Origin of the sequence: Niabella drilacis, assembly GCF_900101395.1 — a bacterium.
GTDB lineage: Bacteria > Bacteroidota > Bacteroidia > Chitinophagales > Chitinophagaceae > Niabella > Niabella drilacis.
On record NZ_FMZO01000002.1, the window covers coordinates 101,899 to 127,753 of the forward strand.

Consider the following 25,855-nt stretch of genomic DNA (forward strand, 5'->3'; position numbering starts at 1 on the left):
AAGGTATTAAAAACAGTTGCCTATCGCCAATTTGTGTGATATTTTGGAGGGGAGCATCGAGGATCCGGATCTGAGATTTTGGGGCAGGAGGCACCTGGTCCGGGCATACGACGTTCAGGGTATGGGATACCTGTGCAGGCAGGGAGCTTTAGTGCCAACAGGAATGCTGGCACTAAAAACCGGATGCTGAGCGCCCGGTTCTGGATTCTGAAATCCGGATTCTCAATGCTCAGGTCCCAATTCTCAAACCAGACCGCTCAAATCTCAGATCAGCCTTCAGAATTTACAATTTTTTACCGTACTTTGCCATACCTTTTTAAAAAGCATTTTTTTATGGCAATTGATATAAAAGTTCCCACTGTAGGGGAGTCGATTAGTGAAGTGACCCTGCTGAAATGGGTAAAAAATACAGGGGAATATGTAGAACGGGATGAGGTGATCGCAGAACTGGAGAGCGAGAAAGCTACTTTTGAAGTGAATGCGGAAAAAGCGGGGGTATTAACCACCAATGTTGCCGAAGGGGATACGTTAAATATAGGTGATACCATTGCCTCCATTGACGATACCGCCGCTAAACCGGAGGCTGCGCCGGAGCAGGCGCCCACCGATAAAGTGCCTGATGAAGCAAAGAAACCGGCGCCTGATCCTGAAAAGGCAAAACCGGCGGCTACCCCGGGTAATGCAGGAGCCCCGGCCGTAAAAGCCACCCCGGTAGCTTCGGCCATTATTGCGGATAAGGGTGTAAACCCTAAAGATGTAACTCCCTCCGGCTTTTCGGGAAAGATCGTAAAAGAGGATGTACTCGCCGCCCTGGCCAACCCCGGGCGCAAAGCCTTTGTTGCCGGTGGTGAACTATACAGCCGCAACGAGCGGGCGCAGAAAATGACCAGCCTGCGCAAGACCATCAGCCGCCGCCTGGTGGAAGCAAAAAATACCACGGCCATGCTCACCACCTTTAACGAGGTGAACATGAAGCCGATCATGGATATACGGGCCAAATACAAAGACAAGTTTAAGGAGGCGCATGGCGTAGGCCTGGGCTTTATGAGCTTCTTTGCCAAAGCCTGTGCCGTTGCGCTTGCAGAATGGCCTTCCGTTAATGCATATATTGATGGGGACCAGATCCTTTTTCATGACTATGCTGATATCAGCATTGCAGTAAGCACACCACGGGGGCTCACCGTTCCGGTGATCCGCAACGTGGAGAGCCTGAGCATGGCCGGAGTAGAAAAAGCCGTACTGGACCTGGCTAAAAAAGCACGCGACAGCAAATTAACGGCAGAAGATCTTACCGGGGGCACTTTTACCATTACCAATGGTGGTGTGTTTGGTTCTCTCATCAGTACCCCGATCATCAACCTGCCGCAAAGCGCTATCCTTGGTATGCACAATATCGTGGAGCGCCCCATTGCAGAGAACGGGCAGGTGGTCATCCGCCCGATGATGTACATTGCGTTAAGCTACGATCACCGGATCGTGGACGGACGGGAATCGGTTAGCTTCCTGGTGCGGGTAAAAGAATTGCTGGAAAACCCGACCCTGTTGCTGATTCAACAGGATCCGATAAAAACATTACTGGAGCTATAGATCTGTGAGGTTTTTAAAAGCTCACAGATCTGGTTAACGATGTTACCAGATCCGCAAAAAGGATTAGGGCGCTACTACTCCTACCTGAACAGCGCTGTAAAGATCATCGGCTCATACCAGGGCCATGAGCCGCTGGCGCATTTTCTTAAAAACTATTTTTCCCGGGAAAAAAAGTATGGTGGCAGCGACCGTAAACAGGTAACGCAGCTATGCTACGCCTATTACCGGCTGGGAAAGGATTTTGCAGACCTTTCTTTTGAACAACGGGTATTACTGGGGTTGCGCCTTTCTTCAAAAGAGATCGCTGCTCCATGGAATGCGTTGTTGGCCATTTATAAGGTACCGGAAACCTTTTCCGGGGCCGTTTTTCCCTGGAAAGACCAGCTCAGCGGTGGTATTGATCCGGCTGCTTTTGAGCATTCCTTTTTTGTGCAGCCGGACCTGTTCCTGCGCATCCGCCCGGGAAATGAAGCGCCCGTTATCAAAAAACTGGAGCAGGCTGCCCTTCCTTTTCAAAAGGAGGGCGATGCATTAAGATTGCCCAACACTGCGAAAGCAGGAGAAGTGCTTGCATTGAATTCAGAGGCCGTTATCCAGGACCTGAGCTCACAAAGAATAGCAGGTTTCCTGCACAGGTTTAAGTCCCTGGCCTTGGATGTATCTCAGATCTCCCCCGATGTTCCGGGACCGGGATCCCGGGTCTCAGTATGGGATTGTTGTGCGGCCAGTGGTGGTAAATCGATCCTGGCGGCGGATGTGCTGGGAACCATCACGCTGACGGTTTCGGATATACGGCCCTCCATTATTGCCAATTTAAAAAAGCGCTTTCATGAGGCCGGTATAAAAAATTTCCGGTCGCTGGTGACTGATGCCACAAAACCGGATGGGCAGCTTTCCCGTGAGCGCTTTGATCTTGTAATAGCAGATGTACCCTGCTCCGGAAGCGGAACCTGGAGCCGCACACCGGAACGGCTGCATTATTTCAGTACGGATGAAATAAAAACCTACGCAGGATTACAGCGCAGAATCCTGGCCAATGTAACACAGTCTGTAAAGCCGGGCGGTTTTTTTCTTTACATTACCTGTTCAGTATTCCGTGCTGAAAATGAAGACCAGGTAGCATGGCTGCAACAACGGGGATGGGTGGTAAAGGATCAGCAGGTGCTGGAAGGATATAAGCTGAAAGCAGATACGATGTTCGGGGCATTGCTGCAAAAAAAAGCTAACTTTATATAAAAGTGTTTCTGTTTTATATTATGATCTGAATTCGTGCTATAAATGACTGGTTAAAATGATTACTTATATTAAGATAAATGGGTTTAAGTCATTTCACAAATTTGAAATGGAATTTACACCTTTTACGATTATTGCGGGAGCAAATGCATCGGGCAAAAGCAATTTGTTTGATGCGTTGCTGTTGTTGTCGAGGATGGCCGATCACAATCAATAGCCACCGCTTCCGCAGGTGGCGAGGCGCTGCCTACCTACACAATTTTTCCATCCTTTATAATCAGCGTGGCATTGGAAACTGTATGTTCGGCATCCTTTACAATGGTTGCATTGGTAAACGCATAGTATTTACTAGGTACATCTGCAACACCGTTGACAGGGAAAGTTGTTTGCGAAAAACAAAAGACCACAAAAGCAGTTTTAAAAGTAGCAAGCAGCAGCCATTTTTTCATCACGCATTAATTTTGTGAAAAATTAGCTAAATAAGCGGGAATGTCAAAATAAATAACTTCTTGCCTTATAGCCCCAGTGGCTAAAAATAAAAAGTCACACCCCCCCTTTTGTTTACCAGTTTGCGCATCCTAAACGGGTAACGGCGGCAGGGCTTTTCTACCGGCCTCGCGGTTGGCGAGCAGGAAGTAGTGAGAGGTTGCTAAGTCAGGTATCTTACATCAGGCATTGTATACATCAACCCTCCCAACCTTTTGACTTCCAGCTTCCGTTGCCATTTCCCTAATAAACATTTATATTGCAAACGATATGCAGGTGTTCAACTTTTTGCTTAGTGCCATTGCTTTTTTGCTGCTTGCCTTTGCCTGCCATCTTCTTTATGCCCGGCAGGGAAACTTATTGCTGAACAGGTTATTGTCGGTTCCGCTGCTCATGCGGTTCGGACAGATCTGCATCTTCCTGCTCATTGTTTCGGGTTACAATCATGTCTATCCATTTTTCCAGGTCGTATTTACACCGCTATTTTTTGTAGCTCCGGCCTGCTCCTGGTTATATGTACGCTGCTTTGTACGGGCGCAAAACAAGCTAAAGAAATCAGATGCCATTCATTTTATCCCATTTTTGCTGGCGCTGATTCACCTTCTGCTACCCGTCAAGTTTGTAAACTGGCATATTGTTTCTGACGAAATTATAGCCGGTGGGCATTTTTCAGTAACCGAAAGCACCGGCTTTTTCCCCGCCGCATTTTATAGCTATGGACTGGCCGTGCTGGTTGCCGGTTACTTAATAGCCTCCTGGTATATAGTATCGTCATCGGGTATAATTAGAAAAAGTAAATGGAACGCCCATAAACGATGGTTGTTCTTTTATCTGTCGAGCTCCTCGTTTTTTAAGCTATTGGGATTTGCTGCAGTGCTGTTAAAAATAAGGGGGATAGCCTATGTAAACAACCCTGTATTTCTTATTATAAGTTGCCTGGTACTTTTATTTATGATGACTTTTGTACTGTACCAGCCCGGCATTTTATATGGGTATATTTTAATCAATAAGAAAATCGGTACAACCAAAGAGCCAATAGAGGTAGAAGTATCCGTATCTAAAAAAATTGCCGCACCCGCAGCCAAATTAAGCATTGCCAATCAGGCAACCCATGCAGATGCTATTGCCCGGCTGATGGAAGTGGAACAACCTTTTTTGTCGGCCGATTACCAGATCATACACCTGGCGCAAACCCTTCAGATACCGGTGCATCACTGCTCGCAAACCATTAACCAGCATTTTGGGAGAAACTTTCGCGACTGGCTGAATGGATACCGGGTTCGGCATTTTATTGAATTGTACCGTTTGGCCAATGATCAAATAACGATCGAAGCCGCAGCTTTTCAGTCGGGCTTTAGAAATATTACTACCTTTTATAATGCATTTAAAAAAGAAACCGGCCACATGCCAAAAACGTATTTTGAACATATTCTGGCCGAATAAAAAATATATTTAATAGTAGAAATCATCTCTATCCGCCGTATCTCCGCGCCCCTATCCTATTTCAGGTACATCAGAAAATGGTTGCTGAATGCTATTTCGAAAGGCTATCAATTTTGGCTTTATCTTTCTTTTTGTGGAAAAAGAGCTCAAAACCCCCACAAATTTCTATAACGATTCAACGGTTATAGAAATTTTAGGGTTGCCAGAGAGGTAATTACGGCGCTCACAGCTATGTTTGCCTTGAACTAAACTTTACTCTTACCCGCGTTAATCGACGACCGTTTATCAGATTGCAGGCTATAAATCAAAACGACATGTATAGAAAAACCATACTGCTTTTTTTCTTATTTTTATCGGGGATCTTGTTTTTAAATGCACAAACTTTGTTTGTAGATGCAACCAGGCCGGCTGACGGAGATGGCGCTTCATGGGCAACTGCTTATAAAAGCCTATACAATGCGCTGAATGCGGCAAACGCAAATACTGCTATACAGGAAATCCGGGTGGCGGGTGGCGCAACGGGGGCTTCCTACAGTCCGCCTTCCGGCAATGTCAATCATACTTTTTTGATTTCGAGAGGCGGATTAAAACTAACCGGGGGGTTTGCTGCGGGCGGATCGGCTTCTCCTGTACCCGGGCAAACCTCGGTACTGGCAGGCGCCGGGTCTCTCTATCATATAATGGTCATTGCCGGGTTACCCGCCAATGCAGGAGCGGTAGAGATCAGCGGCTTTACCTTTCGGGCCGGAAGAGCCGATGGAAGCGCCAATTTTAGTTACAATGGCGTATCTGTTCCCAATAATTCGGGCGGCGGCATTGCTATTTCCGGGAATGCCAACCTGGAAAAAATTATTTTCCGCAATTGTGAAATTGCTGCGAATTACGCTGGCAATACCGGCGCCGGGGTGTACATCCAGGCCTCTGTGCCTCTATTTATGAACTGTGTTTTTTGGGGCAATTACGCCGATTACGGTGGGGCAGCTTTTAACTACGCTAACGCACATACCCGCTATATTAACTGTACCATTTCGGGCAACCACGATAATCACGGCGGTGGGGGTATGCGCAATTCAAATTCGGATCCGGTTATTGCCAATACCATTATTTATGGTAACGATGGTGGCATTGCCAATAACGATGGTGCTGCGCCTGTTATTTCCACCTCGTTGGTGCAGGGGCTTACTTCAACCAGCAACGGCAACCTGAACGGAAATACTACGAATCCATTATTTGAATTACCCCTGGCCATGCCCATTAGCACTGCGCCTGGTGAAGAAACTCATGTTGATTACCGTCTGAAGCTGAAAAGCCCCTGTATAAACAAGGCTGCAACTACCCCTTACACTATATATGGGGGCGACCCGGGCAGCGACCGTGATTTCTGGGGCAGCCCCAGGTTAATATCTGAAACAATAGATATAGGCGCTGCAGAAACATTTGCTGTGTCGGCAAACGGTATCATGTATGTAAAGAAGGGCAGTATGGGCGCAGGCGACAGTTGGGCTAACGCCATGGGTGAGCTGGCAGATGCAGTAAGAATTTCCCAAACAAATACGGAAATTAAACAAATTTGGGTGGCTGCGGGAACCTACAAACCTATGTATAGTTATGAAGATGACAATACCGGTGTTGATAAAGGATCCGAAAATGCATTCCTAATTGTACGGGGCGTGAAGATATATGGAGGCTTTGCCGGGGGAGAAAGCAGTATTGGCGCAAGAAACTGGAAAGTAAATGAAACCATACTAAGTGGCGATCTTGACAATAGCAATACATTTTCCAATGGAGATGCTAATCACCTGGTGGTAAGGGTAGGTAGTACGCAAAATGCCATTCTCGATGGATTTACGATTAAAGGGGCCTATAACACAGGAGTAGAAAATGAAGTATATAAAACAGTAAATGGCAACAAATACATATGGGATGGAACTGGCGGGGCTATCATGGTACACATGGGTAGCATGACAGTTAATAATTGTATTATAAAAGAAAATTACGGTAATCAAGGCGGAGCAATCGGCATGTATTGGAACGGCACTGGGGGAGATTTCAGGACTATTTTTCAAAATTGTACAATTACCAAGAATATAGCGAAGGCAGCGGGGGCCATTTACACCTACGGCACTTATGCCAGTTTCATCAATTGCGCCATTACAGATAACGATGCTGTCAGCGGTATTAATGGTATTGAAGCCGCATATGGGAGTTTGTATTTTTTAAATTCAACACTTGCCAATAACGGCGAATCATTTTTCTATACAGAAGAAGGAGTTGGTGCGCCACAACATGCATTTAGAAACACCATTTTTTGGGATTACCTGATTGTGAACCATAGCTATGCTGCCAATTTCTACAATTGCCTTATCAAACAAATCAGCGAAATAGTGGTGGAGGTTGAGAATGTGGATTCCTACGGTCTGAAAGAATGGGATGTTTTCGTGAATTATGCCGCGGGCAATTATACGCTCAAAACCGGTAGCCCCGCTATTAATGCGGGCGGCAACAGCTACTTTGCCGATTTTGCCAATTCAAAAGATTTGGCCGGAAACCCTCGTGTTTTTAACAGCACTATTGATTTAGGCGCTTACGAATACCAGGGTGCAGAGGCGCTACCTGTTACGCTTAACTCGTTATCGGCCCTGATCAAAAACGGGCAACTAATGGTAAACTGGACCACCGAAACCGAAACCAACAATGACCACTTTTTAATACAGGTTTCTGTTGACGGTAACAACTGGAAAACCGTGGAAACCGTACAGAGCAAGGCCCCGGGCGGTAACAGCAATACCGGACTGAACTATAGTAACGCGATCCCATTAACGGGACTAAGTCTTGGTGCGGGATTTTTACTGTTGGGTGCAATGGCCGGCCGCCGCCGTTATGGATATGTTCTTGCAATAGCCGTGGTTGCCATGAGTGTGCTGGCCTACTCCTGCAGCAGGCAGGATATCTTCAAAAATATAGAAAATGGTAAGTTGTTCCTACGCATTGTACAGGTAGATAAAGATGGTACAGAAAAAGTATCAAAAGTAATACAGGTGGTGCGGGAGTAGGGCTGAAAGTAGTTGAATGATGGCTTTTCAATGAATATTGCATATTGAACATTGCCTATTGAATATTCTGCTGCTCTGTATAAAATAGCCAACAGTTGACATACTCAATAATCAATTTTCACCCACCAATGTCGGGAGCCTTAAAAACAGTCATAGCTGATATAGCGATTTTCCCTTAATTTCAATAAATAAAACAGAAACCTCATGGGACTATTTGACTTTATTAAGAACGAATTTATTGAAGTTATTGAATGGGTGGATACTTCTGCGAACACCCTGGTATGGAAATTTCAGGATAAAGGGAACAATATTAAGAATGGCGCAAAGCTAACGGTAAGGGAAAGCCAGGTGGTGGTGCTGATGAATGAAGGCGAGTTCGGAGATATATATCAGCCGGGATTGCATACCCTCTCTACCAGCAACATGCCCATTACCACCACGTTAAAGTCCTGGAAATATGGGTTTGAGTCGCCGTTCAAAGTTGATATTTACTTTGTTAATACCCGTCAGTTTACGGATCTTAAATGGGGCACTTCCGGTCCTGTATTGATCCGCGATGCGGAGCTGGGACAGGTGCGGCTGAAGGCATTTGGTAATTTTGCGATCCGTATTGCAGATGCCAGGAAATTCATTACCGAATTTGCCGGTACCAATCCTTTTGTGCGTGCAGAAGGAGTGGAGGAAGTTTTACAGGGGATCCTTTCCAGCCGTTTTGCCGAAGTACTGGCCAAGGCAAAGATCTCGATACTGGAGCTGGCGGCCAATTACCAGGTGCTGGGCGAGCAGTTAAAACCGGAGTTCCAGAAAGAGCTCGATAGCTACGGGCTCTCACTGGAGAAGTTCTTTATTGAGAATATTTCACTTCCGGAAGAAGTGGAGAAGATCCTCGACAAGAAGACCGAACTGAACATTCTCAAAGGCAACCTGAATGAGTTTAACCAGATGCAGGGTGGTATAGCACTGGAAAATCTTTCGAATAACGATGCGGCCGGCAATATGGGCGGCGTGGGTGCAGGCGTGGTGCTCACCAACCTCATGACCCAGGCAACACAGCCGCAACAACCTGCTGCAGAAAATAAAACAAACCTGATGGATGTTTTAAAGCAGCTTGGAGAGCTGAAAGCGCAGGGGATCATCACCGAGGAAGAGTTTGCCGAAAAGAAAAAAGACATCCTGGCCCGGCTGTAATCAAAATATTTTATGCAGGCGTTTGAAGAATATCCCTGTCCCAACTGCGGATCGGAGCTGAACTATGATGCAGCCAAAAGCAGTTTAAAATGTCTCCATTGTGGTGCGGTGTTCGCCATCCAGAAAAGTACGGAGGTGATCGAGGAGCGCAATATCAGCATTTTTAAGGATGCGGAAACGATCCCTATTGCCCCCATACAGGTTGCGGTATACCGGTGCAGCAAGTGTGGGCAGGAAACACAGGAAGCAGGGGATGTGGCTTTTTTTGAATGCCGCAATTGTGGCAATAATGTGGTCAACCCTGCGGCCTATACAACCCGCAGCATCAGCCCCGCCGGCATCATCCCGTTTAAAATATCAAAGCAGGATGCGCTGGACCGGTTTGCGCAGTGGATCGGCAAAGGCTTCTGGAATGACAGCGATCTGAAAAAACTTTCGCTGACCGATAAACTGGAAGGGCATTATGTGCCGTTCTGGACCTTCGATTGCCAGACCGGTAATCAATGGAGCGGTTACTCCGGCAGGTATTATTACGAAACCGTGCGCCGCAGGAATGCCAGCGGCGAGGAAGTAACGGAACAGGTGCGGCATACCAACTGGACCTGGCGTACCGGATCTTTTGAACTTTTTTTTGACGATGTGCTGGTCTGCGGTAACAAGGCCATCCCCCAGGACCGGATCAATGATATATATCCCTATCTCTTAAATGATGTGGTGGTCTTTAATGATGAATACCTGCTTGGCTGGAATGCCCGGGCATATGATAAGGACCTGTCTGAAACGTACCGGCTGGCGCGGACGATCATGGACCGGAAAATAGAACAGGAGGCCATTTCCCGGCTGGCAGAGGATACCTATCGCGATCTGCGGGTGCAAACAGACTATTCCGGGGAAACCTTTAAACAGATCATTCTGCCGGTTTGGTTGTGCCAGTACCTGTTCAAGGGGAAAACATACCAGTTCATCATCAACGGGCAGACCGGGGTCATCAGCGGTACCAAACCATTGTCGGTATCCAAAATAGCAACAGCTGTTGTGATTGCCGTTCTGATCATTGCAGCGATATATTTTTTCACAAGATCAGGATGACGGTCAGGGCATCAATGCACCCGATAATTTTTGCCATGCAAAATAATAAATAGGTATCTTCACCTGCGTGCAACCAACAATAACGTTTAAGTTTCTCTTTTGTTTTCTCTTCTTTAACCTGCTTCCTTTTACGCACTGCGGGGCGCAGGATCTTGAAACCTTGCTGGCTCCTCTTTCTCCGCCTGAGCGCGTTCGCTATGTGAGCGGGTATATAGAAGTGAAAAATATTGTCAATACGCCCCGGTTCGATTCCTTCCTTCACCAGGTGAAGGTATTTGCGGAGAAAAAAAAGGACGCATTATTGCTGGACGAGGCCAATTATTTAATAAATGGCATCCCCATTTTTAAAGAACAGGACAGCGAAACCAGAATAGCGCTGATCAAAAGATCACAGGAAGCTTACCAGCGGAAGAATGACCGGCTTCATGTCGGAGATTGCCTGGTGGCAATAGGTCAGATACAGTTCGCCAATGAGCAATACGCAGCCGCTTTTGAAAACCTGCTGGAGGCCGCGGAAATTTTCAAAAAATTAGGATATGCACAGGTACCTAAAATAGGAAAGTACCTGCATGATTTTGCACTGGATTATTTCTTTTTCCGGGAATATGACAAAGCGATCCTGTATATGAAGGAATCTGTAAAGTTGCCCGGGTACAACGATAATCTTGATATACAGCGCTACAATACACTGGGCATGTCGTACCTGAAGCTGGATCGGCTGGACAGCGCCTACCGGTACCTAGATACGGCCTATCAAAAAGCCAGCGGGTATAAAGACAGTTTCTGGATAGGCCTGAGCGCCGGCAATATAGGCGAAGTGCTGTATGCAAAGGGCGAATACCAGCGCGCGCTGCGCTATTTTTTGGAAGATTACCGGTTCAATATCCACAGCGATTTCCCGGACGTGCAGCAAAATATCTGTGTGAACCTGGCTAAAAATTATCTCCGGCTGAATATGTTGGATAAAGCCCACTATTACCTGCAGCTGACCGGGCAGTTCCTCCCCAAATCAAAGACCACAACTTTTGGGAACCAGCAATTGCTGGAGCTGGCCAAACTGAATTATTATGATCTGGGTTACCGGTATTACCTGGCATGCAACGATTATAAAACAGCGTTGTTATATGCGGACAGCCTGCACCAGGCCGAAAGGATCCGGGATCAGAAATACAATACACTGCAGGTAGAAATGGCATCGGGCAAGCTGGCCTTGCTGCAGTCAAAAGTGGCGCTTCAAAAAAAAGAGCTGGCACATGAGCAACAGCGCCGGGTGCGGAATATGATCATCGTTTCATTGGTGGTCCTCTTCATCCTATCGCTGCTTATTTTCCGGAACCGGCAGGTGCTGCTGCGGGCCCGGCTTGAAAGAGCAGCGCATCACCTGAAACTATCCGAACTAAAACTGAATGAGTTTGCTGCACAGATCCAGGAGAAATCGAAACTGGTAGCCGACATGAAAGAAAAGCTGGAGCAGCACCCGGGTACGGACAACAGCCTGTTGCAGCAATTGCACCAGGCTACGATCCTGACAGACAGCGACTGGATGCGGTTCAAAACACTTTTTGAGCAGGTGCATTCCGGTTTCCTGCTTCGGCTTCGGGAAAAGTACCCCGAAATTTCTCCCGCCGAAATCCGCTATCTTACGCTGGCCAAGCTCCGTTTTTCCACCAGGGAAATGGCGGCGGCACTGGGGGTTTCTACCCAGAGTATCCGGACCAACTGGTATCGCATCCGGAAAAAACTGGACCTGCCCGAATCGCTGAATGTGGATGAACTGGTGGCCAATGTTTAAACACCCTGTGCCGGCGATGGGTTGTTTTGTAGTTGTAATGTGTTCATTATCAGTTTTATTTTTTGTTGTGACGTTTTTGTGACGCTCTGTTTAGGGCATTAATGAGCTGCACGGGTTTATTTTGAAGGGCAACAAAACAACTCCCTCTCAAATGAACAATACATCTATTTTGCGCAAATGCTTCCTTGCTTCGTTGATCCTGTTCCGTTTTTTTGCAGCAGCTCAAACACCCGATGCCAATGGCATCGTGTATGTGAAAAAGAATGCCGGGGGCAATGGCAGCGGTTGGGCATCGCCCACTTCGGAACTGGCCGATGCGCTGAAAGCTGCAAAGACCAACACAAATATTAAAGAGATATGGGTGGCCAAAGGCACTTACAAGCCCCTCTACCGGGCCAATAATCTGAGTGGAGCAAACCCGGCCGACCGCGATAATTCCTTTGTACTGGTTCAAAATGTAAAAGTTTACGGCGGCTTTGATCCGGATAACCAGATGGGTACTTTCGCCACCCGGAACCCCCGCATCGCAGTTACCACGCTGAGCGGAGATATTGATGGCAACAATAACCTTAGCAACAATGCTTACCATGTTGTTATTGTCGCGGGCGCGGCCGGTACGGCCGAATTGAGCGGGTTTACCATTACCGGCGGAAATGCCAGCGGTACTTCCCTGTTAACTGTTAACGGGGAAGGCATCACCCGGTACGAGGGAGGGGGAATGAATATAAAAAACAGTGCACCTAAAATTACCGGGCTCATTATTGATGGCAATAGCGGCAATCAGTGTGGCGGATTGTATACCTACAATTCGGCCGCAGACATAAGCGAGCTGATCGTTCGTAACAACACGGCTACTTCCTCTTATGGCGGCGGAATAGCCATCGAAAGCGGACAGACCGCAACCACAAGCGTACGCATTACCAACGCACTGATCATCACCAACAGTGCTACAGCCGCATCGGGCAGGGGAGGCGGCATTTATACTGCCAATTACGGCGCGGCCGTACCACAACTGATCAATGTAACAATCAGCAATAACGCCGCCGCCGCCGGAGGCGGTGTGTACGTTTTGGCCGGTTATGCAAGCATTTACAACAGCATTATATGGGCCAATACTGCAGGTGGCAGTGCAACCACGCCCGGCGCGGATATACAGGGAGCCAATACGGTACTTAAGAACAGCATAGTGCAGGTATATGGTTCAGCAGATCCCACAAATCTGGTGGGCGCAAACCCTTTGTTCGCCAACCCGGCAAACGGGGATTACCGGTTATTAAGCACTTCTCCTGCTGTTAATAAAGGCAGCAATGACCTGTTTACCGGTCTGAATGCCGGCACCAAAGACCTTGCCGGTTATGTAAGAGTATTTGATTATGCCGGCTCCGGTGTAATCGATATGGGAGCCTATGAGAGTCCCTATACACCCGGCGCCGAGGTTATTATATATGTAAAACCGGTTGCTACCGGTAATGGGGATGGTACCAGCTGGGATGACGCCACCAGTGATCTGCAGGGAGCCATCAATACCATTGGTGTGCAGAAGGTATTTGTGGCTGTAGGCAATTACGATGTGCCATCGCCCAACAGCTTCATCATGAAGAACGGTGTCGCCATTTATGGCGGCTTCGATCCCGGGCGCAATATAAAAACACTGGCAAACAACAGGATCATGATGGACACTTCAGGTGTTACGGGCTCCATACTTAACGGCAAACGGGAACGCCCGGTGATCTGGAATGTATTTACAGACGCTACCAAAATGAACAGCACGGCGGTATTGGATGGTTTTACGATCACAGGCGGCTACAATAATATCGAAGGGCTTTATGACGGCGGTGGCGGCATGCGCAACAGCTATGCCTCGCCAACCATCAGTAATGTGGTTTTCAGAGCCAATGCAGCCTACAATGGAGGCGGAATGCTGAACTTCTTCTCTGGACCGGTGCTCACCAATACGGCCTTTGTAAAAGATTCGGCTAAGAACCAGGGTGGGGGTATCCATAATTTCTCCTCCGCAACTACCGTTATGAATGGTGCAATAATAACCGGTAATTATTCGGCGCAAAACGGTGCCGGCATCACCAATTATGCCACCGGATCGCAAACATTTACGAACCTCTTGATCACAAAAAATACAGCGGCTAACGCTGGCGGCGGAGTAGAAAATATCAATTCAGCCTCCACATTTTTGAATACGCTTGTAGCCGACAATACACAGGGGGTCGTTGCATCTGGCGCCAATACCCCAACCTTCATCAATTGCACCATAGCCCGTAATTACACGCCTTTTGGAGAAACGTCTTTTTATTCGGTTGACGGAAATATACACTTTATCAACTCAATTGTTTTTGGCACATTCAACGGTAAAAGTAAATATACCGCCCAATACTCATTCATCGAAGGCGTTGACAATACGGATGATGGCAATATAAGCGCGGCGGGCATCGGACAAGCGCAGATGTTCAACAGCCCGGGCCTGGGCGATTATACCTTGAGGTCCGCAGCGCCGGTCATTGATAAAGGAAATAACGCGTTGTTTGACGGTCTGGACCAGGATACCAAAGACCTTGCCGGCAATGCACGGCTTACCGGGGCTGTAATTGATATGGGGGCCTATGAATATGATGCAGCGCTTCCTGTGTTGTTTGGAAGATTCAGTGCGGTTTTAAAGAATGGTCAGCTGATCGTAAACTGGCGTACGGAAAGCGAAACCGGCAACGATCATTTTCTCATACAGGTTTCCGCCGATGGTAAGAACTGGAAAACCGTTCAAACGGTAACGAGCAAGGCCCCGGGTGGTAACAGCAATACCGGGCTGGACTACAGCAACGCCATCCCTTTAACGGGACTAAGTCTTGGTGTAGGATTTTTACTATTAGGTGCAATGACCGGCCGCCGCCGCAGGTATATTCCAGCAATAGCCATGTTTGGAATAAGCATGCTGGCCTTCTCCTGCAGTAAGCAGGATATTTTCAAACATATTGATAACGGCAGGCTGTTCGTACGCATCGTGCAGGTGGATAAAAACGGTACGGAGCGGGTATCGAAAGTGATACAGGCGGTGCGGGAATAATATGCTAATGGGTTTAAAGTTACAGGGTTGGGATGCATTCAGACATCAGACATCCAAAATCGGACATCTTTAAGCGGCTTCGGACTTTTCGACCCGGATCAACAATTAAATATCAGACATGAAGATTTTTTTTGTGTGCAAAAAAAGCATTTTTGTATGCCTGCTATTGGTTAGCAGCTTATTGCAGGCTCAAACCCCCGATGGTAACGGCATTATTTATGTAAAAGCCGATGGAACAGGCAACGGCAGCAGCTGGGGCAATGCTACTTCCAGCTTACAGGGGGCTATTAATGCCGCCGGCGTGCAAAAAGTATTTGTAGCTGTGGGAACTTATACTGTTTCATCTGCCGATGCTTCTTTCAAAATGAAAAATAATGTGGAGATCTACGGCGGTTTTGTTCCCGCAAATAATGTAACTGATTGGAGCACCCGTATTTTGCCGAACAGGAACCCTGTTACTGACTGGCCGTATACGGGTTCTGTTCTGAATGGCCTTAATCTACAAACATTCGAAAATTATCCGGTTATTCAAAATACCAGCGATTTGGGTTTGACCCCTTCGGCGGTATTAGACGGGTTTACCATAGCTGCCGGTGTGAATCTGGGTTATGGCGGGGGTATTTCCAATCAGAATGCATCGCCAACACTCAGGAATTTGCTGATAACCGGTAATATGGCGGCCAGGGGCGGAGGCATTTACAATTCAAATTCTTCGCCTGTTATTACCGATGTTATTATAAACAATTGCGTAGCTTTTACTAATGGTGCTAATACCGGGCTGGGTGGTGCCGTTTATAATATAAATGCTTCGCCGGTTTTTATCAACGTACTCGTTGTAGGAAATCAAACCGATGTTAATAACGGAGGCGCCGGGATATACAATACCGGAACAGGAACTACGCAATTTATCAATACCACTATCGATAATAATATCGCCGGAGTAAATGGGGGTGCTCCTAATGCTATGACGATTAATTCAGGAACGGTCAGCTTTAGCAACTCAATTGTCTATGGGGGTATTACAGGAACGTACAATGCCCGGTATTCCATAATACAGGGCAATACCGATTTTACCAATGGAAATATTAATGCTTCAGGTTTTACAGCAGGCGATATTTTTGTTGGTCCAATTTTGGGGTACACTATAGATGTCGGAAATTATCAACTAAGATCTGTTGCCCCGGCTATTGATGCCGGCAGCAATTCATTGTTCCCTGATTTAACTGTAACTGCGCTGGATTTAGCAGGAAATTCCAGGGTGAAGAATGGTAATAACCCCGGCGTGATAGACATGGGGGCTTATGAAAGTCAGTATGTACCTGTTGAGCCAACAGCAGGAGTTGTTTATGTAAAACCCATCGCAAGCGGAAACGGCAGCGGCAGCGGCTGGGATGATGCGACCTCCGATTTGCATACGGCCATTCATACCGCAGGCGTTGCAAAGGTTTTTGTAGCTGCGGGGCATTACTATGTAGGGAGTGCCTCCTTTATTATGAAAAACAATGTGGCTGTTTACGGAGGTTTTGATCCGGCGCATAATATTAAAACATTGAGCGATCATCGCATTATGCCCGATCCGGCCCATCCGGCACAGGGGTCGGTGCTGGACGGGCAGGGGGCAAGACCTGTTATCTGGAACGTTTTCAACGCAGCAACAGCAATGAACAATACTGCTGTTCTGGACGGATTTACCATCACCAATGGGAAATCGGGAGAGAATGGAACCGGCGGGGGAATATATAACGAATACGCATCGCCCACACTCGTCAACCTCGTTATAAGCAATAACAAAGCCAATTACGGCGGAGGTACCTACAACAAAAATTCTTCACCGAAGATGGAGCATATCAGGATTACCGGTAATTCGGCGCAGTGGGATGGCGGCGGCATCTACAACAAGGCATCGGCTCCTTCTATGATCAATGTTGCCATCATGAACAATAAGGCGAACTATGGGGGAGGTGTTTTTAATCAAACTGCCCCGGCGCCCGGTATGGTGAATGTGCTGATAACGGGGAACAGCTCTAACAATGACGCCGGCGGCATGTATAATGATGATCAGGCAATTCCTGTTTTAACCAATACCACCATCGCGGGAAACAATGCTGCACTTCAGGGTAAAGCAATATACAACCGCAACGCATCTGTTGCATTGTATAACTCCATTGTTTATGGAAGCATTGCGGGCGCGGCGTACACGGCGCAGTTTTCTTTAATAGAAGGCAGCAACAGCACCGCCGATGGAAATATAGACGCCACAGCGGTTACTCCTGGCGATATTTTTGTTAATCCCTTGGCGGGAGACTATACGTTAAAAGCGGGTAGCAAGGCCATTAACGGAGGTAGCAATCAACACTACTGGAATATCATTAACGGAGGCGCTCCGCTTCCTCCTTTGGGAGATGCTGCGTGGGGAACTGACCTTGCCGGCAACCCCAGGCTGGCCGGATCTGCGATTGATCCGGGTGCTTTCGAGTACCGGGATGGTGCATTGCCGGTGTCCTTTGGCGCGTTCAGTGCCCTGGTAAAAGACGGCCGGCTGCTGGTAAGCTGGACTACGGTGAGTGAAGCGAATAACGATCATTTCCTGGTACAGGTTTCCCCGGACGGGAGGAACTGGAAGACGGTGCAAACCGTACAGAGCAGGGCCGCCGGAGGTAACAGCAATACCGGGCTGGACTACAGCAACGCCATCCCTTTAACGGGACTAAGTCTTGGCGCAGGGTTTTTACTATTGGGTGCAATGACCGGCCGCCGCCGCAGGTATATTCCAGCAATAGCCATGTTTGGAATAAGCATGCTGGCCTTCTCCTGCAGTAAGCAGGATATTTTCAAACATATCGATAACGGCAGGCTGTTCGTACGCATCGTGCAGGTGGATAAAAACGGTACGGAACGGGTATCGAAAGTAATACAGGCGGTGAACGGGTAAGATCTCAGTATTCAGATCATCAGCCTTTAAAGGATGGATATTATTATACACTGCGGTCGCATTGCCGCTACCCGTTTACTATTTTTATCGCCTTGATGTATTGTTGTATGCCATTCCTGTCAACCCCCGTAACGCGGATGAACCGGATCGTTTCTTCCTGCCGGGGTTCTGTTGCGGGTTGTTTGTTACAGGTAATAAACAGACAAATGACCAGGGGCGCTATCAACCATCGTCTTTTTTTATAACGTCCAAAAGACCGCAGCGAAAATAAAAGCGTCAGCAAGCCCAGTCCCATAGCCAGTTTCCCGTTACGCTCAAAGGTAACGCTGTATTGTAAAAGGCTGTTAGAAAAACCATCTTTTGCCTTGCTGTCTACCCGGGTAAGTGGTATGAAGTTTTGGCTGTCGGCGGAGGCTTCAATAATAAAATGGCCGATGTTGGCTTCATGGGTGGTGCTCCATTGCACTTTCAGGGTATTATTCTTCAGCAATGCGCTGATTTCCTGCATATCTAAAGGGGCCGCCTCTTCAATGCTTACCCAGAAATCTTCGGTTTGTCCATATAGGAGCTGGCTGCCCGCAGTGAAATCGGGGTTGGCGAGAAGGTCGGCCATGACGCGCATCCGCAGCGGGACGCTCTTTACGGCGGTGCTGAGCTGATCCGGCGGGATGGTTGCTGTATGCGTATAGGCGGCGACATCTGACTGGCTGTTTAATACCAGTTCATCATCATTGAACTGTCCGTCATTATTAAAGTCGATCCAGGCTTTACAGGCCTGGGGGTTGGTTTGGGTGGTAACGCTGAGGACCTGGCCTGGGGCTACATGGAGTGCTTCCCCGATAGTACAGCTGTTGTCCGAATAAGACCGGTAGCCATCCTGGTTATAGCCGTACGATACATAAGACATGTTGCCCAGGGTTACGTTACAGGGACCTGCATTGCTCGTGTTCGTGGATCTCAGGATGTTGACCGGTACCTGCACAGCGGCTTTTACGGGTATGGAGGGCGGCGGAATGGTTGCCTGTGACGTTAACAGTCCGCTTCTTATTGCCAGGAGCGCTGCCATCATCCGGTCGCTTTGTCCCTGCGTGAACCGGTTCAGACAGGATCCATAACCCATAAGATTGTTTTGAATGGTGCCATAGGCCGTCTTCGTACAGAGGTTGATGTCGGTTGATGCAGGACAGGGGCCCGAGAGGTCTTTTACGGGGTCGGTATCGCATACCCGGTCCCCGTCTGTGCTGCAATTTGTATTTTCAGGGCAGCCGGCATCACTACCTTCAAACGTGTGGAACAGGCCAAAGGCATGTCCCATTTCATGGGTCAGTGTGGGGGTCATATCGTTCATATGCCGGCTCAGGATAACCATGCCTTCGGCGGGGTAAATATGATAGTCGTTCCCTGCATAAGGTAAACTGGCATATCCGGCAATAGAGCTGGAGCCGGGCGTAACGGCGTTGATCTTCCATACTACCCAGATATTATAGTATTGTTTTTCCGGCCAGGTGCTTAAGTTTTTTACAGCGGTTTCCGCTGCTCCCGGTGAACCGGACCCGGGATAGGACATCCCGCTGGCATCATAGTCATTCAGCGTACCTCCGTTCAGCCGTTCAATGCCGGTAGTACTGCCGCAACCGGGGCTCCTTTTTGCCAGCGCAAATTTTATAGGAGTGCCGGCTCCTTCGTTGCCTGACCCCGGAGCTGCCGAGAAATTGGCATTTAGGCGGTCGATGGCTGCCTGTATCTGTGTATCGGTCGGGTTAGATGGGGCGCCGGGGTTGGCGTCCCCGGATCTGTAAATGATATGGACCACTACCGGTATTTCATAAAGAGGGGCCGATGATATGCTCATGTTCCGCATTGCTTTGCGAAATGTGGCCAGCTCTGTGACTTTTTGCCGGATCCTGCTTTCCGCAAGCGCAGCTCTTTCCGCGTACCCGTTGTCCTTTTTTAAACGCTGCTGGATACCATCAAAACCGCAGATAATGTTTTGTGCATTGACTGTTGTACCGGAGAGTATCAGGTACGCAAAAAGGATGAATCGTTTGGGGCTCATAATCGAAAAAGGAAGTACCGGGCTTTTATTTAGTAAAGGGCTGAATAATAGTAATAAAGATAAATGTTATTTATCTTATGTGAAACACTGACCCGGTATTTTTCTTTTTGCAGAACCGGTAGCCGGGGGCTGGGGGGAAAATCAAAAAAGGAAGGAGCCGGGTTTGTTCCCTGCTGACGACCTGTGTGCAGGTGCCGGCAGCTCTTAAAGTACAGGTTTCCCAGGATAGCCAGATGCGGGCACCCCGGATAGCGGAGGAAGGCTGCCGGGCTGTTTTAAAACTGCAGCTGATCAAGCAGTCCCCGCTGGAAGGTATCGTAGAACAGCTCCCAGAACATAATACCACCCAAACTGTGCTGCCGTATATAGGCCGTTTTGTACCGGAGCGATTCGGGATCATCGCCGGTTACAAAAACCCCGCGTGCGGAATTGAACCAATAGGGCACCCTGGCCTGGTTGTCCCAATACCGTTGAAACCCGTTTGCAGTGGTCAGGGAATCGGTGTTGAACCGGTAGCCACGCATGTACAGGAACCGGGCCGGCTGAAAAAGCCCGTTATTGGCTGTCGTGTTCACCTGGAAACTTCGTATATAAAACGGAACACCCACAATGATCTTATGCAGCGGAAATTTGATGGATCTGAAGAATTGTACACACTGGTCCACAGATTCTTCTCCGGGCAGCGCGGAGTAAAGTGATGACTGGTGACCGGTACGTTCTGAATAGCCGTGCACCAGGTCATAGGTCATCAGGTTAACGAAATCGACCGCCTTTTCAACTTTCGCCCATTCAACGGATTGGTCCAGGTATTTTTGGAAACCTCCGGCCGCAAAGGTTACGAGTTTTTGTTTGCCCAGCTCCTTCCGGAGGCTGAGCACCAGCCGGGTAAAATGAGGCCGGTCGGCCGGGGAAAAAGGGTGTCCCGGAACACCGGGCAGGGCCGGGTATTCCCAGTCCAGGTCAATACCATCCAGTTCAAATGTCTGCAGGAATTGTTTTACGGAAACAGAGAACAATGTGGTGCTGTCTGCATGGCCAAATGTTCCCGAGCAGGGTTTGCAGCCGCCCCATCCTCCCAGGGCGATCAGTGTGCGGATATGCGGGTACTGCTTTTTTACGGTTTTAAAGGCTCGGAGAACCGCGGTGTCCCTGTGCCGGAATACAGCCAGGCGGCCGGTACTGTCGAGGTGTGCAAAACCATAGATCAGGTGTGTGATCTTCTTAAAATCATACTGCTGTAAGGTAGCACTGTCGCCGGAATAATAGGCTACCACTTTATAGTCCTGATGCTGGGCGCGGATCGCGGTACCTGTCAGGAGAAGAAGCAAAAGGAGGATCTGTGATTTCAATTGGCAAACGTTTTTTCAGGTGTAAATTAATCATAACTGCCGGCATCATGCGGCCTGTTCTGTTTCAATTGTGCAAATAATTGTAAAACGCCGGGAACCTGTGCCGGTTCCTTTTTATAAGTTTCCTCATCAAAATAGGCTACTGCCAGGATCTCATTTCCGGGCTGCACCGTTTCCCCGAGCGTATAAAGAAAGCATTCCTGCTCCATGATGATATGAGGTGCCTCTCCGTAGGCGGGGGCAGTAATATACCCAAAGTACGTCACGTCTTCTGTGTGGATATCGAGGTTCAGCTCTTCCCGGATCTCCCTTTTGAGGGAAAGAAAGGCGGTTTCCCCGTTTTCAATTTTGCCGCCCGGCAGGTACCAGGCTTTTTTATTTTTGCTGTAGGCCAGGAGCACTTTTTGATCCTGTAATACGACTAAACCTGCGGTTTGTAATTGTTTTGTTTGCATGATCTTTGTCTGTTTCCAATAATACAAAAGGATCTGGAATAGGCAGGGGCTGCAAGCTCCCGGTCAGCGCCCGGCGGTCTTTGAAAAAATATTGATGATCACTACTCCGGCTATAATGAACAAAAGACCAATGATAGCAGGCAGGTCGGGGATCTGCTTAAACGCCAGCATTCCCACAAGTGTGATCAGAACGATCCCCACGGCCGACCATATGGCATAGGCAATGCCTACGGGTATTGTTTTTAATGTAAGGCTGAGGAAGTAAAAAGCACCGGCATAACAAACTATGGTAATAATACTGGGAAGCAGTTTTGTAAACTGTTCAGAAGTTTTCAGCATGGATGTGGCGATCGCTTCAAAGACAATGGCGAGGAACAGGAAGATATAATTTTTCATTGCATACTGTTTGTCTGATGAACGCCGCGGTTTCAATGGCTATCCGCCGGTGTTGGAATGTTGATTGAAGTATTTGCTTATGCCGCACAGGTCGTTGCCCGGCGGACGGGCTTTTAATTATGATCGATCATCCACATCGTAATGCCAAAGCCGGCGTAAGTAGGCTGGTAGCCGTTATCGCCATAGCCCGGCTGAAAGTCGTAGATCTGGTAATTGCGGTAAACCAGGCCGATCCCTCTTGAATACTTTTCAGACGAAACCTCCATGGAGCCATAGCCGGGATTGGAAACAGGGGGCGGGAGGTTCATGATCCTGTTCGACTGTTCTATGGTCCAGACATCGCTGTATTGCTGCCCTTCAATAGACTCATTGCCCTGGCTCTTGAAGGTAAATTCCCAGGCATTCATCTCTTTGCCTGCCTGAGTTCCAAACGCTGTTTCATAAGGGCCTATTGGCAGGAAGGCATTACCTTTCCACGAACGTCCGGTAAGTACGGGGTTGGCGATTTTTACAACACGCAGATTGTCTTCAACAACTTCCACGCTGTTTTCGAGAGGGGTGATATAATACCGGCCATTATTTGACCAGCCGCCGCTGCCATCCGCATTGCGGATACTGCGTTGTACAATATAGGTCAGTCGTTGCTGATTATCCCTGGTGGTATCCACGATGCTGTGCTTTACCTGGTACTGGTGTACTTCTATCTGGCTTCCGCTCTTCACAAATACTGTTGAATCGATGCGGTAGGTAATAGATTTACCTATCTGTACGGGAAAATAGTCCTTCACCTGTGATGCAGGTGTAAAGTCGGCCTTCTTTTCCCCGCAGGAAAAGAGCAGCAAAGCCGTGAACAGGAGCAGCAGATCAGACAATTTACTCATTGAGCGCTAAGGTTGTTGTATTTCAGATAACGGGTAAGGGAAACTTTCTGCCGGAGCGGATGATACCCCCTCCGATCACATCATCGCCTTCATAAAATACTGCACTTTGACCGGGGGCAATCCCTTTGGCATCCTGGTAAAAGGACACTTTTATAGCATCGCCTTCCATGTACAGGTTGGACAGGGTTCCGCTGTCTTTATACCGGATCTTTGTGGTGGCTTCCATTCCGGGCGTTACTGCATCGTACTTGATATAGTTGATCCGGCCTACCAGCATCTCGTTCTTTTCCAGGTCTTCTTCATCGCCTAAAACCACTGTATTGTTATCCGGGTTGATCTCTGTTACAAATACCGGCCGCCCCAATGCGATATCAAGACCCTTCCGCTGCCCGATCGTATAAAAAGGATACCCTTTATGTTGGCCCAGCACCTTTCCGTTTTTGTCAATGAAATTACCACCATTTACGCGCTCTTCCAAACCTTCAACCCGTCTTTTTAAAAAACCGCGGTAGTCATTGTCCGGAACAAAGCAGATCTCATAGCTTTCGCTTTTTTTGGCCAGCTCCGGGTAACCGTAATCCATAGCCATTTGCCGGATCTCTGTTTTGTGAAAACCACCCAGGGGCAGAATAGTGCGGGCCAGCAGGTCCTGGTCCACTCCCCAAAGTACATAGCTTTGATCCTTGGTATGGTCCACCGCCTTACTGATCACAAAGCGGCCGTTATCGTGCCGGCGCACTTTTGCGTAATGACCGGTAGCAATAAAATCACATCCCAGCGCATCGGCCCTTTTCAGCAAAGCCCTCCATTTAATATGGGTATTGCACAGCACACAGGGGTTGGGCGTGCGTCCTGCAAGGTATTCTTCCACGAAATCATTCACCACAAAATCGCCAAATTCTTCGCGGATATCCAAAATAAAATGCGGGAATCCATGCTGAACCGCCGCCATGCGGGCGTCGTTAAAACTATCCACATTGCAGCAGCCGGTCTCTTTCTTTCCACCGCCGCTGCCGGTATAATCCCATGTTTTCATGGTAATGCCGATCACTTCATAGCCCTGGTCGTTCAGCATCAGCGCTGCCACTGTACTGTCGATACCACCGCTCATTGCCACCAAAACTTTTCCTTTCTTGCTCATAATAATAATCTGCAAAGATAAATGAAGATTCGGCAATTGGGGAGCCCGGCCCGCAGCGGTGTTGTTGCCTGTTTTTTTACGGGGGTTAAAGGATGGTAAAGCGTTGTAAATCATAGGTTATACGGATTATCATGATTTAGTAAAATTTTAGGTGGTTCTGCCTGAAAATATTATCTTGCTGAATTATTTTTACTAAATCAAAATTTGAGCACTATGTTAAAGATGCAGATTATCGGGAACCTGGGAAGGGATTGTGTGGTAAATAATGTGAATGGGAAAAGTGTTATCAATTTTACGGTGGCCCATACAGAACGGTTTCGCGATGCACAGGGAAATAACCAGGAAAAGACCACCTGGGTGGATTGCGCCTGGTGGACGGACCGTACTGCAATATCCCAATACCTTACCAAGGGAAAACAGGTGTATGCCGAGGGAAACCCGGAGGTAAGAAGCTTTACGCGCACGGACGGAACCAATGGCGCTGTATTGTCATTACGGGTGCGGGAAGTGCAGTTGCTCGGCGGACGTGGTGAAGGCGGTGTGCCGGTTGCCGGTGGCGGATATAATACAGGCGCTGCAAGCCCGGCTCCTTCAGGGCCCGGTGCTGAGGACGCAGCGGACGACCTTCCGTTTTAAACTCAGGAATCATTCAGAAATGCCCGGCCCCTGAGAATGGGGCCTTTTTTTAACCTGTAAAGACCAGGCAGGATGCGATTGATTTGCTGCTTTTGGATTTTATGCATGCTAACCTGTTGCGGCCCGGCGGTGAATACTGACCGGGATCTTCAGGCACGTACTCCCCGGCAAACGGAAAAGAAGCTGCAGGGGAGCTGGGTCGTTTATAAAGTAGGTACCCGCGAAGCTGCGGAGGACCGGTTGAAACCACTGCAGGATACCCTCAGCCGGTTGCGGAACCGGTTTGAGTTAACGGCGCTGACCATAGGCCCCCGGCTGTTTATCACAGAAGATAGCACGGGAAAACAGCAGCAGCGGACCTGGCAGCTGTTGCCACCGGATATGATCGAAACCAAAGGAGGGGCAGAGCTGTTTGAGATCGTAAGTTTATCAGATAGCATCCTGACGCTTTCGCTGCGGATCGACAATAAAAGAACGCATGCAGATGCATTGCTGGCCTGCTACCGGGTTGATCCGGAAAGGTATGAAGGAAAGGACCTTGCACATGCCTCGCTGAACCAATGGCGGCAGCATCCGCAACAGCCCGAAACGCCGGTGCAGATCGCCTCCAGGCTGACCAGCCTCCTGCGCTACGATGCGCTCTATCTCGAGGTACTCAATAACTCCAACAGCGACTATTTTAACACCAGGAGATTTCATTTACCCTTTTCCTATTATAATGGTGGCATGGGCCTGAAAGACTTTGATCCTGCCTCTCAGTTTGCTGCTTTATTTTATGACGGCCGGGATGCAGAAAAGGCTTACGGGTTGTTAAAAGAATACTTCAACACACGCCCTTATCCCCGCATTGAAAATTATATGCAGGCCTATGCAGGCTTTATGAAAAACCTTGCCGAAGTAATAGAGCTGAACGTGCATGAATGATTTTGAAAGGACAGCCCGCAAATAAATTTTTAACCTGTATCACCGGGGCTACCCGCAGCCCTTTTCTGTGGCTATCCGTGAAATCCGTGAGCGCTATAAAGCGCCTGTTGTTACGGAATGAAGAATCCTCCGTAGTGAATG

General features: G+C 48.2%; 19 protein-coding genes. 12 read left to right on the top strand and 7 right to left on the bottom strand.

What is annotated here, in order from left to right:
- Positions 1-333: 333 nt before the first annotated feature.
- The 3 genes from odhB to BLS44_RS03810 are packed head-to-tail and all read left to right on the top strand — an operon-like array spanning position 334 to position 3,037.
- Positions 334-1,587, top strand: coding sequence for a 2-oxoglutarate dehydrogenase complex dihydrolipoyllysine-residue succinyltransferase (gene odhB / locus BLS44_RS03800; RefSeq protein WP_090389155.1), 1,254 nt, complete (start codon positions 334-336; stop codon positions 1,585-1,587).
- 39 nt (positions 1,588-1,626) lie between these two features.
- The gene (locus BLS44_RS03805; protein WP_090388723.1) at positions 1,627-2,823 is read left to right on the top strand and encodes an RsmB/NOP family class I SAM-dependent RNA methyltransferase; all 1,197 of its coding nucleotides are present in this window, start codon (positions 1,627-1,629) and stop codon (positions 2,821-2,823) included.
- A gap of 55 nt (positions 2,824-2,878) precedes the next feature.
- Entirely contained in the window at positions 2,879-3,037 is a 159-nt protein-coding gene (locus BLS44_RS03810; RefSeq protein ID WP_218127687.1) for an AAA family ATPase, read from the top strand.
- 34 nt (positions 3,038-3,071) lie between these two features.
- Here the strand turns inward: BLS44_RS03810 and BLS44_RS03815 are convergent, their stop codons facing one another.
- Positions 3,072-3,269 (bottom strand): hypothetical protein, encoded by a 198-nt coding sequence (locus tag BLS44_RS03815; RefSeq protein ID WP_090388724.1) that lies wholly within the window; start codon positions 3,267-3,269, stop codon positions 3,072-3,074.
- Between the two features lie 307 nt (positions 3,270-3,576).
- Here BLS44_RS03815 and BLS44_RS03820 point away from each other — a divergent pair, with 307 nt between their 5' ends.
- From BLS44_RS03820 to BLS44_RS03855, 7 genes are all read left to right on the top strand, one after another.
- Positions 3,577-4,749: a helix-turn-helix domain-containing protein gene (locus tag BLS44_RS03820; RefSeq protein ID WP_090388725.1), complete on the top strand. Its 1,173-nt coding sequence runs from the start codon at positions 3,577-3,579 to the stop codon at positions 4,747-4,749.
- 314 nt (positions 4,750-5,063) lie between these two features.
- Positions 5,064-7,802: a choice-of-anchor Q domain-containing protein gene (locus tag BLS44_RS03825; protein ID WP_090388726.1), complete on the top strand. Its 2,739-nt coding sequence runs from the start codon at positions 5,064-5,066 to the stop codon at positions 7,800-7,802.
- Positions 7,803-8,006: 204 nt separating this feature from the next.
- Complete coding sequence (locus BLS44_RS03830; RefSeq protein ID WP_090388727.1) at positions 8,007-8,990, top strand: SPFH domain-containing protein; 984 nt, start codon at positions 8,007-8,009, stop codon at positions 8,988-8,990.
- Between the two features lie 12 nt (positions 8,991-9,002).
- Positions 9,003-10,079 (top strand): hypothetical protein, encoded by a 1,077-nt coding sequence (locus tag BLS44_RS03835; protein ID WP_090388728.1) that lies wholly within the window; start codon positions 9,003-9,005, stop codon positions 10,077-10,079.
- A gap of 67 nt (positions 10,080-10,146) precedes the next feature.
- Positions 10,147-11,871: a tetratricopeptide repeat protein gene (locus BLS44_RS03845; RefSeq protein ID WP_143019650.1), complete on the top strand. Its 1,725-nt coding sequence runs from the start codon at positions 10,147-10,149 to the stop codon at positions 11,869-11,871.
- Positions 11,872-12,022: 151 nt separating this feature from the next.
- A complete protein-coding gene (locus BLS44_RS03850) occupies positions 12,023-14,944 on the top strand; it encodes a choice-of-anchor Q domain-containing protein (RefSeq protein WP_090388731.1) in 2,922 nt (973 codons plus the stop codon).
- A 118-nt stretch (positions 14,945-15,062) separates the two neighbouring features.
- Positions 15,063-17,876, top strand: coding sequence for a beta strand repeat-containing protein (locus BLS44_RS03855; protein ID WP_090388732.1), 2,814 nt, complete (start codon positions 15,063-15,065; stop codon positions 17,874-17,876).
- Between the two features lie 67 nt (positions 17,877-17,943).
- On the opposite strand, the gene BLS44_RS03860 is transcribed toward BLS44_RS03855, so the two are convergent.
- The 6 genes from BLS44_RS03860 to mnmA form a co-directional block, all read right to left on the bottom strand.
- Complete coding sequence (locus BLS44_RS03860; protein WP_090388733.1) at positions 17,944-19,932, bottom strand: M43 family zinc metalloprotease; 1,989 nt, start codon at positions 19,930-19,932, stop codon at positions 17,944-17,946.
- Positions 19,933-20,207: 275 nt separating this feature from the next.
- Positions 20,208-21,281 carry a glycoside hydrolase family 18 protein gene (locus BLS44_RS03870; protein ID WP_090388735.1) on the bottom strand — a complete coding sequence of 358 codons (1,074 nt, stop codon included), beginning with the start codon at positions 21,279-21,281 and terminating at the stop codon, positions 20,208-20,210.
- Positions 21,282-21,307: 26 nt separating this feature from the next.
- Positions 21,308-21,736: an NUDIX hydrolase gene (locus tag BLS44_RS03875; protein WP_090388736.1), complete on the bottom strand. Its 429-nt coding sequence runs from the start codon at positions 21,734-21,736 to the stop codon at positions 21,308-21,310.
- Positions 21,737-21,799: 63 nt separating this feature from the next.
- Positions 21,800-22,132, bottom strand: coding sequence for a DMT family transporter (locus tag BLS44_RS03880; RefSeq protein WP_090388737.1), 333 nt, complete (start codon positions 22,130-22,132; stop codon positions 21,800-21,802).
- A 113-nt stretch (positions 22,133-22,245) separates the two neighbouring features.
- Positions 22,246-23,013 carry a hypothetical protein gene (locus BLS44_RS03885; protein WP_090388738.1) on the bottom strand — a complete coding sequence of 256 codons (768 nt, stop codon included), beginning with the start codon at positions 23,011-23,013 and terminating at the stop codon, positions 22,246-22,248.
- Positions 23,014-23,035: 22 nt separating this feature from the next.
- Positions 23,036-24,154 carry a tRNA 2-thiouridine(34) synthase MnmA gene (mnmA, locus tag BLS44_RS03890; protein WP_090389156.1) on the bottom strand — a complete coding sequence of 373 codons (1,119 nt, stop codon included), beginning with the start codon at positions 24,152-24,154 and terminating at the stop codon, positions 23,036-23,038.
- A gap of 213 nt (positions 24,155-24,367) precedes the next feature.
- Here mnmA and BLS44_RS03895 point away from each other — a divergent pair, with 213 nt between their 5' ends.
- On the top strand, positions 24,368-24,790 hold the full coding sequence (locus BLS44_RS03895) for a single-stranded DNA-binding protein (RefSeq protein WP_090388739.1): 423 nt from the start codon (positions 24,368-24,370) through the stop codon (positions 24,788-24,790).
- A gap of 129 nt (positions 24,791-24,919) precedes the next feature.
- Positions 24,920-25,714: a hypothetical protein gene (locus BLS44_RS03900; RefSeq protein WP_143019651.1), complete on the top strand. Its 795-nt coding sequence runs from the start codon at positions 24,920-24,922 to the stop codon at positions 25,712-25,714.
- Positions 25,715-25,855: the final 141 nt, after the last annotated feature.